The organism is Ruminobacter sp. RM87, assembly GCF_000701925.1.
Taxonomy (GTDB): Bacteria; Pseudomonadota; Gammaproteobacteria; order Enterobacterales; family Succinivibrionaceae; genus Ruminobacter; species Ruminobacter amylophilus.
Genome location: NZ_JNKD01000026.1, coordinates 1 through 13,695, shown reverse-complemented (window position 1 = coordinate 13,695; position 13,695 = coordinate 1). Strand labels below are relative to the sequence as shown.

Below are 13,695 nucleotides of genomic sequence, written 5' to 3'. Positions count from 1 at the left end.
GGAGAAAATGCGACTGGTTGACATTATCCTGAAGTTCAGAATACTGAGTATTATTCTCTCGCTTCTGCTGACCTTCGGAATAGGTCAGTTCATGCAGAAACTGAAGCAGGATAATTCATATGAGAGTTTTTTTGCCGAAGGTGATCCCGCGTATGTGGGACTGCAGAACTATTATGATACTTACGGCAATGATGATTTTATTTTTCTTATGGCGGACAGCCATGGAAAAATGGATGTCGGATTTCTGAAAAGGGTAGATTCCCTGGTGCACAGACTGGACAGAGAAGTCAGTTTCGTGGATCGGGTAACCTGGCTGGGAAATGCCGAATCCGTAAAATCTGTTAACGGATCCGACACCGTCAGTATTTCTCCCGTGCTGGAAGGATTTGATCTTTCCGACGGACAGATAGCCTCTGTTACAGCCGGGGCAGCAGCTGATCCTGCATACAGGAACAGACTCATAAGCGCGGATGGCGGTATTCTGGGAATAGTGGTCAGCTTTACGGAATATCCGGAAAGCGGAACCGGCAGTGTCAATGAATTCAGAAATCAGGCTCCCGCCAGAATTTATGAAATTCTTAAGGATTACCGTGATCTGGACGTGAGAGTCGTCGGAAGTCCCGTAGTCAGTTATTTCAATGACAGGGATATTCAGGAGGAAGGGCAGATCTGGGTACTCACAGGTCTGATTGGCATGCTTGTGATGCTCGCCGTTACGACCAGAAGCATAATAGGCACCCTGATTCCTCTGCTGACGGTTCTGCTGTCAGTCATTCTGACCATGGGACTTTATCAGATTTTCGGCTTCACTCTGAACATGCTGGCCATGATGATACCGATTCTTATTCTCTGTGTGGGCATAGGCGACTCCGTGCATCTCATAGCGGAATTCAGAAGTCTTTACGTGGAGGGAGTATCCAAAAAGGAGGCTCTGCACAGAACACTGAAGCTCATATCACTGCCGATGCTGCTGACAACGATTACGACCGCTCTCGGTTTTTCCTCCTTCGTTTTCACGGATCTGCTGCCGCTCAGGGAACTTGGCATTCAGGCAGCCATAGGTTCCGTCATTGCTCTCGGCATGACCTTCTTATTTGCGCTTCCGGTTTTAAGCTTTACCAGAGTCAGACCTCTTGCTTCCGGCGACGCGGGGAATAAGGAAAAAATCACAAGACGTTATGATGTTTTCGATCATCTTGTAAGACTGACAACCGTACCGGTTATTAAATATCCCGGAGTTATTATTATACTGGCTGCAGTCGCAGTGGCCGCGGCCTCATTCGGAGTCATGAATCTGAAAATCGAAACGGCGTTTATTCAGGATCTGCCGGTAACCGATCCTCTGCGTCAGGATTTTGATTATGTTGACGGCCGCATGGGCGGTTCCATGTCCGTGGAGCTGGTTGCCGATACCGGAAAGGAAAACGGTGTCAAGGATTTGAGGTTTATAAGGGATCTGGAAAAACTGCAGAATTATCTGGACGGACATCCTCTGGTGCTGCAGACTTCTTCGTTCCTTGACCAGATGAAACAGGTAAACAGAGCGATTCACGGGAACGATGACAGATTCTATGCCATACCCGAGAAGCAGGAATCAGTCGGTGATCTGCTCCTTCTTTATGAATCAGGCGGAGGAAAGGAATTTGATAAAACCGTAAGCTTTGCCTACGATTCCGCTCATATTCAGATTAGAACCAGATCCCTCAGTACCGGGGATGTCAGGATGCTTGAGAAAGACGTAAATGACTTCGTAAAGAGGGAGACTCCTTCTCTTAATATTGAATTTACGGGGGCTTCATGTCTTCTGACCTGGGTTGCGGATTATCTGTCCGAAAGTCAGCTGTACAGTTTCATATATGCCTTTCTGACCATTTTCGCGGTAATGACGCTGGTGTTCAGATCGGTAAAGCTCGGCCTTCTGTCCATGATTCCGAACGTGATTCCTGTGGTCATTACGCTCGGACTTGTCGGCATGACCGGTGCGAGAGTCAATATGGTACTGGTTATTCTTGCACCGATTATTCTGGGGGTATGCATAGATGACACCGTTCATTTCATTTCCCGCTACCGCTTCTTTTTCAGCAAATGCGGCAGTTACAGGAAGGCTTTTATCGAAACCTCACTCAGTATAGGCAGGGTTCTTGTTTTCACCACCATGATATCCGGAGTATGTCTGCTGAGTTTCATGAACAGTAAATTTGCCGGACCGTTCACGTTTGCCTGGAGTTCCTTCACGGCGTTTTTCGTGGCACTGGTATGTGATCTGATGATTACGCCTGCCATGATCATGGTGTTCAAACCGTTCGGAAAGGAAAAGTAGAATGGATGTCTTCGGTTATATTGATTTTGCGGAAGTTTAGGCGATGAGCCTTAATCCAGTTTACACCGGTAATTAAGTTGAACATTGGGAACGGGGATTTTCAACATCCGGTGGCGGTAAAAGAGACAGCCATAGTCAGAAAATTGATGAAGTAAACCGTGAGTGCCGGCGTTTTTCAGAGCCAAACGGTTTTTTGTCAGGTTCTCTGCTGAGAAAAATGATATTTCTAATGACGGCTGAGCTTTATATGACGTGGAACTTCTCCTGTGGCAGAGATACATATACAGGATGTATCTCTGCCACAAGAGAAGTTCCTTTTTTATTTGAAATTCAGCGGATAATCTGAACAGTTATCAATAATAAAAAGTAGATTCTGAATTACAGGTTTTCATAACCTCCCACAAGAATGTAAATATTCCTGTTAAGTGTTGCAACATCTATGCTGCACATACTTCGGAAAGTCACGGAGAAGCTGTCATCTGGTGAAAATTCTTCCGTAAAAAAGGACGAATTATGCACAAGGAATTCAAAATCATAGTCATTGTAGTGATAAGTGGACTTTATTCTTTCCGGACTGAAATCCCAAATTGTGTACATTGGTTTAATAACCGATGCAGTATTCTGTGGTGAGGTCATATCAATCTGCATGAGTTTTTTAGAATAGTAAATTCCCTGATCCGTAATATTATTTATAGAACCATATGATGCAGAACATTCATCAGGATCTGTATCATCGGCAGTGAGGACCAGTGAACTGAGGTTAAGAGATACTTCCTCTATTTCCACATTATTTTTGATTGCGGAATTGTCATCAGCATTTACGAATGAATTAAAAATACAGGTCACGGTATGGCCGGAGTCTGAGGAACTGCAGGGTTCTGAGTTTGTGCTGATAAAGTCATCAGGTAGTTTTTCTCTTTTTTTGCACAGCGGATCACTGTTGCAGTTTAGAGCTTTTATGACTGCTTTACCTGCATTTGCGACACCAAAACCATAACGGTTGGAGAATCTTAATCCAGCTCCATTGCCGTACCATCCAAGATCTGCGGTATAACTATCTTTCAAACCTGATACGCCACTGACGGTAACCTTGTCATACTCAAGTGTGTTCCAGCCATCAGTTTGGTCGTTGTTTGCCGTTGTTGCCAGAATGTACCTGAGCTGAGGAACGGTAATGTCTGGTTTTGCCTGAATTATCAGTGATGCCACTCCTGTAATGGACGGAGTGGCTGCAGATGTACCATTCATACTTTGAGTGTAATATTTTCTTTTTTCACCAAGTTCCTTATTGTTTCTCCATGGAGTACCGTAATCCCAATCATCAAAACCTGACAGAGCTGAATGATAAAGACTGGAGACAATGGCGGCAGAAGACTCTGATGATGCGTAACCGAACTCACCGCCCATACCGCTTATCCAGATGAAAGATCCTGTTGACGAGTAACTCGATTTTATACCTAATGAATTTAAAGCCCCGGTATGTATGACATATCTTCCTCTATTAAAGGAAGATGTCTGATTATACTGACATTCTATCTTATATTTAACGCATTCAAGATCTGAGATGTAGTAAAGAGAATCAAATATATCCGGTTCGTCAAATTCATTTCCGGCTGCGCGTATAAACGGAATATTATTCTCAAAAAAGCTCTGATAAATTGCAGATATTTGAGGATCATATGCTTCTACGCTCTCATCATAACCGAGACTGGCATTAAGTACCTGCATACCGTCATCACTGCATGCCGTAAAATCTGTTAAATCCATATTCAGTATGTCATATGATGTTATGGATGAATCGTATGCTATACCTCTTACTCCCTTGCCGTTATTGGATTCTGCTCCTATAATTCCGGATACGGCGGTACCATGCAGTATTGTGGAGTCGTATAATACTTCATCCTGTGTTACTCCGGTGTTGATATAAGATTTGCCTGAATCAGGAGTGTACATTTTATTAATGAGATCTTCGTGTTCAATGTCAGTAGGGGTGTCTATAATACCTACTTTTACGTTTTTCCCGGAGATAAGTTCTTTATTCTGATCACTGAGATGCCATGCATGAATAACATTTAGATCGATGCCGCTGACCGGAGAAAAATCAACATCAAAAGGATTTTGTCCTATATTTTTAATATGCCACTGATCCTTAAAAACAGGATCTCCGTTTGTGAGATCGTCAGCTCCAATCGTATATGTAATTATTTCAGTCTCTTCAGGATCTGTTGTTGACGTTATTGTTATTTCTTCAGTTATGTTGTAAAAATCATCAGAATTCTTCAATGTTTCTTCAGGAACATAGTAGTACAGGTGATTTTTGGGGGCTTCGGCTCCTGTATGCGGATGAGTAGAGGATACAATGCCGTATTTAGCCTGTATCTGATAATCATTGACATCGTCAGTACCTGAATTTAAAAGTACATAAGGTTTTCCGGAGAAAATATCTCCTTTTTCGATAATGCTGAAGATAATCCTGTCAGGATCTGGCGTTGGTTTCGGAGATGGTTCATGATTATCATTACTGCCTGAACTTCCTCCGCAGGCCGTTAGAGCCAGTGAAGAAAAAAACAGGGTGTAAAACAGTGCTGTATTGAAGGTTTTGTTTGATTTGTGTTTCATAAAGCGCCTTACAGTTTTTTTATTCTATAACCTTGACATACCGGTGCCATGCAGATCATGGCCGACATGGAAAAATTACTTAAGCTGAGGTTTATTTCCGTGATAAAACGATGGGGTGACCTTACGGATGCCGTCAGCGTTTTTTAGTTCTTTCTGCAGTGATTTCCACTGGTCATAATCAGTTATGGTAATTTCATACACATTAGTACTTAATGATCTGGCATCAAGTCCTGAAGGAATGCAGTTCACGTTCTTTGCACACTGAACCAGAAGTTTATTTTTGATTATGTAGTTTGTGCCTGAAACATTTTTTACATAGGCAATATCTTCAGGATTTTTTTGTCCGGAAACGACTACCTTATCACCTAATGTGCCTATTTCATTTTCTTTTTTAACAATAATAAGTGATTTGGAATTTCTGGAAGGTGTAACGACCTTGAAATTATCGGTGATAATCGTGGTTCCGTCAGATGTTATTTCGTCTGCAAGGGCATGAATTCCTGCAAGGGAGGCAAATATTGACAGAAAGAGCAGAGATAATTTATTCATAATAAGTACCATGGAAATGTTTATGTTAAAGTCTGTGAAAAAAATCTGACGAATGAAGTCATGTTTTTTAATAATTTCATGCATTCATTATTCGCTTGTTCACTATTTACTTCTATATACTCTTATTGAGTATATTTTAGACATTATTGTTACGAAAAAAGACCATACAATGTCACAGTTCAGAAGATTTTTTAGTTTTAGTCCTTAAGTGGAGAAACAGATGTAATACAAGTTTCACAATTCTACGTACTATACCTTTAATTCTCAGTGTTTTGTAAAACTGTAACCTTTCTGGCTTTTCTGGGGTAATGGTGGGTAAAAATGCCATCAACCCCAGTGTTTATGCTGATCATGCACCTAGAGGTTTTCTGTTAGGAAGTGGCCCCCTCAAATCCGAGCATACCAGATAGACCATATCGAGCATGTTTTGGATATTTCGAAAACCGTACGCCTTGCGGACGATCAGCTTGATTTTGTTATTAGTTGCCTCAATTCGTGCGTTGCTCATGCCGAGCCGTATTGCATTCAGTATGTGCTCCCTGTGACGCTTGAGCTTGAGGTATTGTTCCTTGAAAGCATCAATCCTACTGTGGCTTGCCCACCAGAGCCATCGTTTGAGGGCATCCCCTGCTTCGTCCGTATCCTTGATTTTCAGGAGAAGGCGAAGCATTTCCTTCATCCGGTAAGCTCGGTACAGGCGGTTATTGTTTTCAGCGATCATGGCTACCCGATTCTGCTGGTTCTCCGTCAGGTTTTCCGGAGCCTTGCCAAGAGCGTATGCAGAGTTTTTAATCTCGTCTGCTTTGGCTTTGGCAGCGTTCAGAATCGCTGTATTCGGATCTCCATCCTTGGGGCGTCCATTCTTGCGCGGATGCTCTTTGGATAACCTGGTAAACTCGGCACAGGCTTCACGCCATACTTCGCGGCGAACCTCGTTGAGAGCATCCATAGCCCACTGTACGACGTGGAACGGGGCAACACATCGTTCACAGTCTGGTGTGAACTCATTTACGCATTCCGTGATCCACTTTGCTCCATCTCCGGTAACGACCTTGATGGAGGAAAGCAGCTCCGGAGTCAGCTGCTTGTAGAACTGTGTCAGCACGCCTTTGCCGTGCTCCTGTGATGCCCAGACGACAGTGTTAGTATCACGGTTGACGATGACCGTAATGTATTTATGCCCCTTCTTGTAGCTGGTTTCGTCAATGCCGATGTTCACGAGGTTATCAAGTCTTCTGGAGCATTCAGGTTCGATGTCGTTCTGAGTTCTGTTAACGCAGCGCCCGACCGTCAGATTAAAGTCACGGGTGAATCCGCTTCCCGGATATGCCCAGGGAACATAGGCTGTTACGACACCATGCTGAGGACACTCTATGCGATGTGTCCAGCCTTCAACCTCTACAAGGGTAGCTCCGAAGTCAAGACTTCTCCAGGTGCGAGGGTGTTCGATCCTCTGATCATAACGAGGACATCGCCTGTGACAGAAAGGACAGTCATCCTGATGCCATTTATCAGTCCGTGCATGAATCCTGAGGTGACTTACACCATCCTGATCCAGGTAAAAGTTTGCATCTTCTATAACTGAGGCTTGACAGTGAGAAGTTTTTTACATAGTGTATTAGCAGAAAACATCTGTGGGTACCTCCGGTACTTTGTATGTTTAGTTTGGTCGCTAATACAATACAAAAACACAGATGGTTTTTCAATTATAAAAGTACATCAGAGGGCTGGTATATTACCCACCATTATGCCAGAAGCCTCACCTTTCTATACTAGGTGTTATTACGGCGTGCCCCCTTACCTTTGGCTTTCTGCCTTTTTTCTCCAGAAAAACTAATTTATAGAACCAACCTTAAATAAATCAAGGTAATCCTCAGGAGAATCCCATGTACATTAGGACAGATAGTCGTATTCATAAAAATGAATCCGTTGATAGAAATCAGTAGTAGCTAAAGCTTTTGTAAATGAAATAAGCCATTACCAAAAAAGAAACCGCTGTCGTATTCTATGAAATAAGTTACTGACAGCGGTTGTTTTTCAGCCTTACGGATTCTGTGTCTTTACGGCAGCATCAGGCGTTTTGTACAGTGGTGACGGGCAGTGACAACCACTGATTTCAGAATTTCATGCTGATGTTTCAGCAGATAGAAATGGTTGCCGTTGAATCTTCTTGTTTCAAAATTTCTGCTGGTAACCTTTTTCCATCCTTCTGCCTTGGCAGGATTCATTTCACTGTCTCCGTCGGCATAGAAAGAAGACAGGGAGATTCTGAAAGGTTCCGAATCCGTATTCGGATGCCACTTTTCGATAAGTTCGTAGTCATTCCTGATTACCGGAAGAAACATTCCCGCAATTTCCCGATCCTGACAGATGCTGCTGTCGCCGTATACGCGTCTGACCTCGGAAAGAAGCTCTTCGTCACTGCATGTATGCCATGAGCTGTCTTCTTTCATTCCCGGGGCCTCACTTGCAGAAACAAACACGTGATAAGGTTCCTCAAGTCCACGTCTTCTGATTTCACGGCACAGTTCGTATGCCACATATCCTCCCATGCTGTGACCGAATATCATGTACGGCAGGCTGAGCAGACCTCCGCGACTGATGGAGTCGCATATGCCGCTTACAAGTTCAGGCATGCTGTTGACAAGAGGCTCGGCCATTCTGTCCTCATGGCCGGGATACTGAATCGCCGCCAGCTCGATGCTGGAGGGAAGCTCTCCCGCCCATTTACGGTAGAAGGATGCTCCTCCGCCGGCATGAGGCAGACATATGAGTCTTGACTGCGGATGTTCGGTATGGCGGTAGGTTCTCCACCATCTGGAAAATTCATCCGGGGAACCCTTTACCTCATGACAGGCCTTATTCATGCCTGTGCCCGCCGCTGTATTTTCTGTCATGTTCATAATCAGCTCCTGACGGCAAACGCTTCAACCAGAGGTTTAAAGTAATCCGGAGAAACGGTGAATGGTTTCAGATTCTTAAAACTCAGCAGTTTGGCGTTTTCATCACACATGTAGCTGTAGTGACCTCCGCTGCTCAGATCGTTTTTGAAGTAGAGACTGATGAAGCCGTTCACAAAACTGTCGCTGAGGTCGTTAAGCCAGCCTTTGAAATCCTGACTTTCAATGCCTGATCCGAGATTCTGCAGCCAGGAGTAGATTCTGCCTACTTCAATACTGCTGTCGGATACCAGATGGTAGTTAAGACTGCTTCCGTATCTGTGTACGGTTGCCAGACATACGCATTCCGCCACGTAGTCAACAGGAACGATGTTCACCTTGAGAGGTGATTCCGGATAACTGCCGGCGCTCAGACAGGCCTTGTAGAATTTAACGAAGGCGTCGTTGTTGATGAACGGATGGTCCGTACTGCTGTCCCAGGTGATGGAGCTCGGACGGAGAATGTTCACCGGGATGTTCTTTTTTCTGGCCTGATACAGGATGTTTTCAGCCATGATTTTGGACTGTTCATAGGTAAGATCCAGCTGTTTCCATCTGTGAATGTCCGTATTCTCGGGAATGACCGTGGACATGTCCGCGTTTTCCAGACCGTAGTGAACGGCTATGGTTGATATGTAGTTGATCTGTTTTACTCTGGAGGTTGAGGCAAGTTCAACTATGCCGGCCACACCCTGTACGTTGGTCGGGAATATGGCGCTTAACGGATCCATCAGGTTGATGATGGAGGCATTGTGAATGATGGTGTCGCATGTTGAGGCTATATACTGATAATCGTCGTCACTCAGTCCAAGTCTTTCCCTGTCCATGGCTCCGTGATAGATGCTTACCCTGTCTTCAAGATTGTCAGGAAGATACTGATTCTTGTCGGATGCGGCCTTGCGGAGGCGGGCATAACCTTCTTCAGGGGATTTGGCTCTTACCAGAAGGTGCATGGTGCAGTCTGTTTCCTTCAGCAGTCGTGAAAGAATGTAGATTCCCAGATATCCGGTTGAGCCGGTCATGAATACGTTGTGCGTACCGATATGCGGATCAAATTCACGGGCGGTTTTCAGATTGTGCATTGCCTTTTCCGCCATGTCGGTAAGACTGATGCTTTCAATCCATGCGGCCTGCTCAGCCTGGGTTCTGTTCATGCATTCAGCCATGTCGGCAAAGGTGCTGTGGTTGAATATGAGTTCCAGAGTGGCTGGATATCCGCGGCTCAGCAGTCTGCTCAGCAGGGTGATGGCGGAAAGTGATGAACCTCCGATATTGAAGAAGCTGTCCTGACGTGAAATACGGTCATGTTTCAGAATATCCTTCCATATTTCAAACAGATCCTGTTCAATTCTGGTATCGAGAGGTTTTTCGACGGCCTTTTCCTCCTTCTGCATGTCGGCAAAGCTGCGGATCAGGGTCTTGCGGTCGATTTTACCGTTGGCACTGAGCGGCAGTCTGTCGGTTATCCTGATGATTTCCGGTATCATGTAGGCAGGAAGTCTGTCGGAAACAGCCTTTCTTATTAATTCCGGAACGTCTTCGCCGATGTTCTTTACCCTGTCGTCAATGGTTACGGCTGCTCCGATGGTTGAATTTTCCTGAATCGGAACCGCAGCGGCGGTTTTTACGAAATCAATCTGTTCGATGGCCGCCTCTATTTCACTCAGTTCTATGCGGTAGCCGTTGATTTTTACCTGTCCGTCCTCACGTCCGAGGATTTCAATAAGACCTTCGGAGGTGTAAAAACCGATGTCTCCGGATTTGTAGAGCTTTCTTCCGGATACCGGATGAGTAATGAAGGCCCCGGCTGTTTTTTCCGGATCAGAGCAGTAACCGTCGGCAAGTCCGGCACCGGCAATGTACATTTCTCCCGGAGTATATTCAGGACACAGCTCAAGTCTGCTGTTGAGAATCAGAATTTCATGGTTTGCCAGAGGTTTTCCGTACGGTATTCTCTGTCTGTCCGCAAAGCTTTCGGTAACAGGGTACTCCACGCACCAGATTGATGTTTCGGTTGGACCTCCCATGCTGATGACGGATATGTCCGGACAGATTTTTCTGATTTCGTCAGGCAGGGTGGTCGGAATCTTGTCTCCTGACATGAATACGCTTCTGAGAGTTTTGAGCTTCGCCTTATCGTCCCATTCCATCCACTGGGTGAGCATCTGCATCTGAGCAGGTACGGTATTCAGTCTGGTTACGCCGTATCGGGCAATCAGACTGCACCAGCATTCAGGATCGGTTCTTTCATTTTCCTGCATCATGACGAGGGCTGCCCCGGCATGAGTCGTTCCGAAATTATCCCATACGGAGAGGTCAAAGCTGTAGCTTGCAAGTGACAGCATCCGGTCACTGCTGCCGATGTTATTGCGCAGAATAACTTCACTTACGGTGTTCCATGCTGCCCTGTGGCTTACCATTACCCCCTTCGGTCTGCCGGTGGTGCCTGAGGTGAAGATGATATAGGCAACCCTGCCGGTTTCATCATGAGATGAAGCGAGCTTCTCCGACATTTCCTTCAGAGCGGTCACGGTTCCGGCTGTACCGGTACCTGTCTGTCCGAGTACGTGGGTGATGTTTTCAGTGTGTTCTCCGTAAGACGTCCCCTCATGTGCGCCGTCGGTGATGAGAACTCTGATTCCGGCATCGGCTATGATAGACCTGATTCTGGATTCCGGCTGACCGGAGTCAATAGGCACGTATGCCGCACCGGCGAAGAGAACACCGAAGACGGAGGCAAACTGCAGGGCTGATTTCGGAAGCAGAATGGCTACGTTGTCGCCTTTTCCGACGCCTGCCGATTTAAGTCTGTCCGCAATGGCGAGGGCTTCACCTGCCAGCTGGATGTATGAAAGTTCGGCGTCAGCTGCATATACGGCAGGCGCATCCGGTGTCTTAAGGGCGTTGTTTACCAGCCCTTCGTGAAGAAAGAGGTTCTCATGTTCACGTTTAACGGAATTGATTTCCCTGATGCGTCCGAGCATGTCGTCAGGCAGGGTGACGGTGCTGTTACTGTCCCAGATCTGAGGTCTGTCGGTAAGATCGTCAAGAAGTTTCTGCATGGCTTCAAATGCCGCTTCAGGCAGGCCTTCAGGGAATACCCCGTTTCTTACGTCCCAGTCAAGCTGCAGTGTTCCGTAGCGTTCTGTAGTCTGACAGTCAAGCCACACCTGAGGTGTCTGGGTGATGCCGTAGTGCAGGGAGGCTCTGTTCATGAAGTCATTTTTCTCAAGGGCTTCGTTTTTTACTCCCAGGGTACTGGTGTAGACAACCGGAATCAGTATGTTCTGACCGTGTTCCCTGCTGAGTGCCCTGAGAACGTTTATGCCGGTAAAACCGGTATGCTCAAGGTCTTCCCAGAGACGGTTCTGAATCATCATTACCCTTTCGGCAAAGGAGCCGGTCTGACTTCCCCTGATGCCGAGAACGTTGACGTCAATGAAATCGCCTACAATGTTCTGAACACCTTCAGGACGGTTAAACAGCGTCAGATTGATGGTGAGATCCGGATTTCTTGACCAGCGGGCAAGAACTTCAGTGAAGGCCGCCAGGATAACGCTTGATATCGTGAGCTTTTTATCCATTGAAAGCTGTTTAAGCTTCTGCCACTTAAGGCTGTCCATGGCATAGTGGAAACGTCTTACGGATACATTGTCGCGGTTTCTTCCGCTTCCGGGAATTACCGGAAGTTCCGGCGGAAGAGGCATGGTTTTTACCTGCTCGGCCCAGTACTGTTCATCCCTTGTGTGCAGGGCTTCAAGGAAAGGATTGTTCTGTTCGGTTTTTCTGGCCACCATTACATCCCTGAAGGTGAAAGGCAGAGGAGGAAGTGTTTCCGCACCATGGTCATAGGCCTGTCCCAGTTCGGCGAGCAGTATCTGGATGCTGGCGAAGTCGGCAATGATGAGATCAATGGAAAAAATCAGAATGGAGCGTTCCGGCATTCTGACAACCCTGACGTCAAAAAGAGGCCATTGTCCCGGATCGTAGACACGGTGATCCATTTCGGATCTGAGCTTAAGAAGAGCCGCTCCGGCTTCTTCCCCGGTCATGGCACTGAAATCATGCAGCGGTACGTGCGGCAGAGTAACCTCCCTCAACACATGCTGGGTGCCGTTTGCTGAAATCACCGCACGAAGCATGTCGTGACGCATGATAAGGGCGTGCCATGCCTTTTCGAGACGATCCCTGTCCAGACTGTCTGTTTCCAGTTCAATGTAGCTGTGGCATCCCACACCGCCGTATTCATAGATATTGCTGCGTCCGAGAGAATATGCAAGCTGCAGATCCGTAAGCGGAAAATCGTCATAACGGTGGTTTTCATCATGGGTTACGGTTGTCAGGGAGTCAAGATAACTGATTACTGCCTGCCTGTTGTCGGCAATGGCCTTCCTGTCGTCAGCCGTCAGGGCTCCGGCAGGAGCCTTGAATTTCAGGTTGCCGTTTTCGGTCCACAGATGAATGTTTCGCGAAGCCATGTTTTTCATCAGGCTTATAATGCCTTGTCTGTTAAGTGTCATGTTACAGTGTTCCTTCTTCATATGAGTTGTCAGCAGCATCGCCGTGATCACGGAGACTGTTCTGTTCGATGTAGCTGCATATTGATGCTATTGTCGGTGTTGAAAACAGGGTTCTGAGAGGCAGCGGGGCGGAGGTTATGTTCTCCTGCTGCAGTGTCTGCACAAATCTTGTTGCCGTCAGACTGTCTCCTCCGGACATAAAGAAATCATCATTTCTTGAAATGTTTTCAAGTTTAAGAATCCTCTGCCAGATATTTGCAACCCGGTTTTCCAGTTCCCCTCTCGGTCTGTCCTCTTCTTTCATGGAAGTGTTCACGTTACTGAAGCTTCCGATGATGGCCTTGCGGTCAATTTTGCCGTTGGCGCTGACCGGAAGTGATTCATAGAATTCGATGTGGTTAGGAACCATGTATTCCGGAACGATGGAGGAGAGTTTTTCCCTGATTTCATCGGCGGTTACGGAAGACTGCTTTTCAGTCTCAGCCGCAACTGCAAGCTGAGGAGGGTTGCCCACGGTAACTGCAACGGCTCTGACGATTTCAGGCAGGGAGCGGAGAGCGGATTCGATTTCCCCGAGTTCAATGCGGTGACCTCTGACCTTGACCTGATGATCCTTTCTGCCGAGGAATTCAAGACAGCCGTCAGGGAGATATCTGCCCTGGTCACCGGTGCGGTACCACCGTTCACCGTTTTCGGTGAAGAAGCGTTCCGCGGTAACCTCAGGGAGATTAACGTATCCCAGGGCCAC

The 13,695-nt window shown here is 46.4% G+C and carries 7 protein-coding genes; 1 reads left to right on the top strand and 6 read right to left on the bottom strand.

Annotation, left to right across the window (positions count from 1 at the left end):
- Positions 1-7 precede the first annotated feature (7 nt).
- Entirely contained in the window at positions 8-2,320 is a 2,313-nt protein-coding gene (locus T489_RS0106360) for an efflux RND transporter permease subunit (protein WP_031579227.1), read from the top strand.
- A gap of 378 nt (positions 2,321-2,698) precedes the next feature.
- Here the strand turns inward: T489_RS0106360 and T489_RS0106355 are convergent, their stop codons facing one another.
- The 6 genes from T489_RS0106355 to T489_RS15690 form a co-directional block, all read right to left on the bottom strand.
- Positions 2,699-4,939: a S8 family serine peptidase gene (locus T489_RS0106355; protein WP_031579226.1), complete on the bottom strand. Its 2,241-nt coding sequence runs from the start codon at positions 4,937-4,939 to the stop codon at positions 2,699-2,701.
- A gap of 75 nt (positions 4,940-5,014) precedes the next feature.
- Entirely contained in the window at positions 5,015-5,488 is a 474-nt protein-coding gene (locus T489_RS0106350; RefSeq protein WP_157608083.1) for a hypothetical protein, read from the bottom strand.
- Positions 5,489-5,837: 349 nt separating this feature from the next.
- Complete coding sequence (locus T489_RS0106345) at positions 5,838-6,707, bottom strand: transposase (protein ID WP_198020431.1); 870 nt, start codon at positions 6,705-6,707, stop codon at positions 5,838-5,840.
- A gap of 841 nt (positions 6,708-7,548) precedes the next feature.
- A complete protein-coding gene (locus T489_RS13540; protein WP_037318996.1) occupies positions 7,549-8,391 on the bottom strand; it encodes a thioesterase II family protein in 843 nt (280 codons plus the stop codon).
- Between the two features lie 2 nt (positions 8,392-8,393).
- On the bottom strand, positions 8,394-12,947 hold the full coding sequence (locus T489_RS13535) for a non-ribosomal peptide synthetase (RefSeq protein WP_051621850.1): 4,554 nt from the start codon (positions 12,945-12,947) through the stop codon (positions 8,394-8,396).
- Between the two features lies 1 nt (position 12,948).
- Positions 12,949-13,695: phosphopantetheine-binding protein (locus T489_RS15690; protein ID WP_031579220.1), on the bottom strand; the 747-nt coding region annotated here is incomplete at its 5' end.

What these genes read in the sequence shown, in the direction of transcription:
- T489_RS0106355 (WP_031579226.1), bottom strand. Translation starts at nt 4,939, where the DNA reads ATGAAACACAAATCAAACAAAACCTTCAATACAGCACTGTTTTACACC.
- T489_RS0106350 (WP_157608083.1), bottom strand. Translation starts at nt 5,488, where the DNA reads ATGAATAAATTATCTCTGCTCTTTCTGTCAATATTTGCCTCCCTTGCA.
- T489_RS0106360 (WP_031579227.1), top strand. Translation starts at nt 8, where the DNA reads ATGCGACTGGTTGACATTATCCTGAAGTTCAGAATACTGAGTATTATT.
- T489_RS13535 (WP_051621850.1), bottom strand. Translation starts at nt 12,947, where the DNA reads ATGACACTTAACAGACAAGGCATTATAAGCCTGATGAAAAACATGGCT.
- T489_RS13540 (WP_037318996.1), bottom strand. Translation starts at nt 8,391, where the DNA reads ATGAACATGACAGAAAATACAGCGGCGGGCACAGGCATGAATAAGGCC.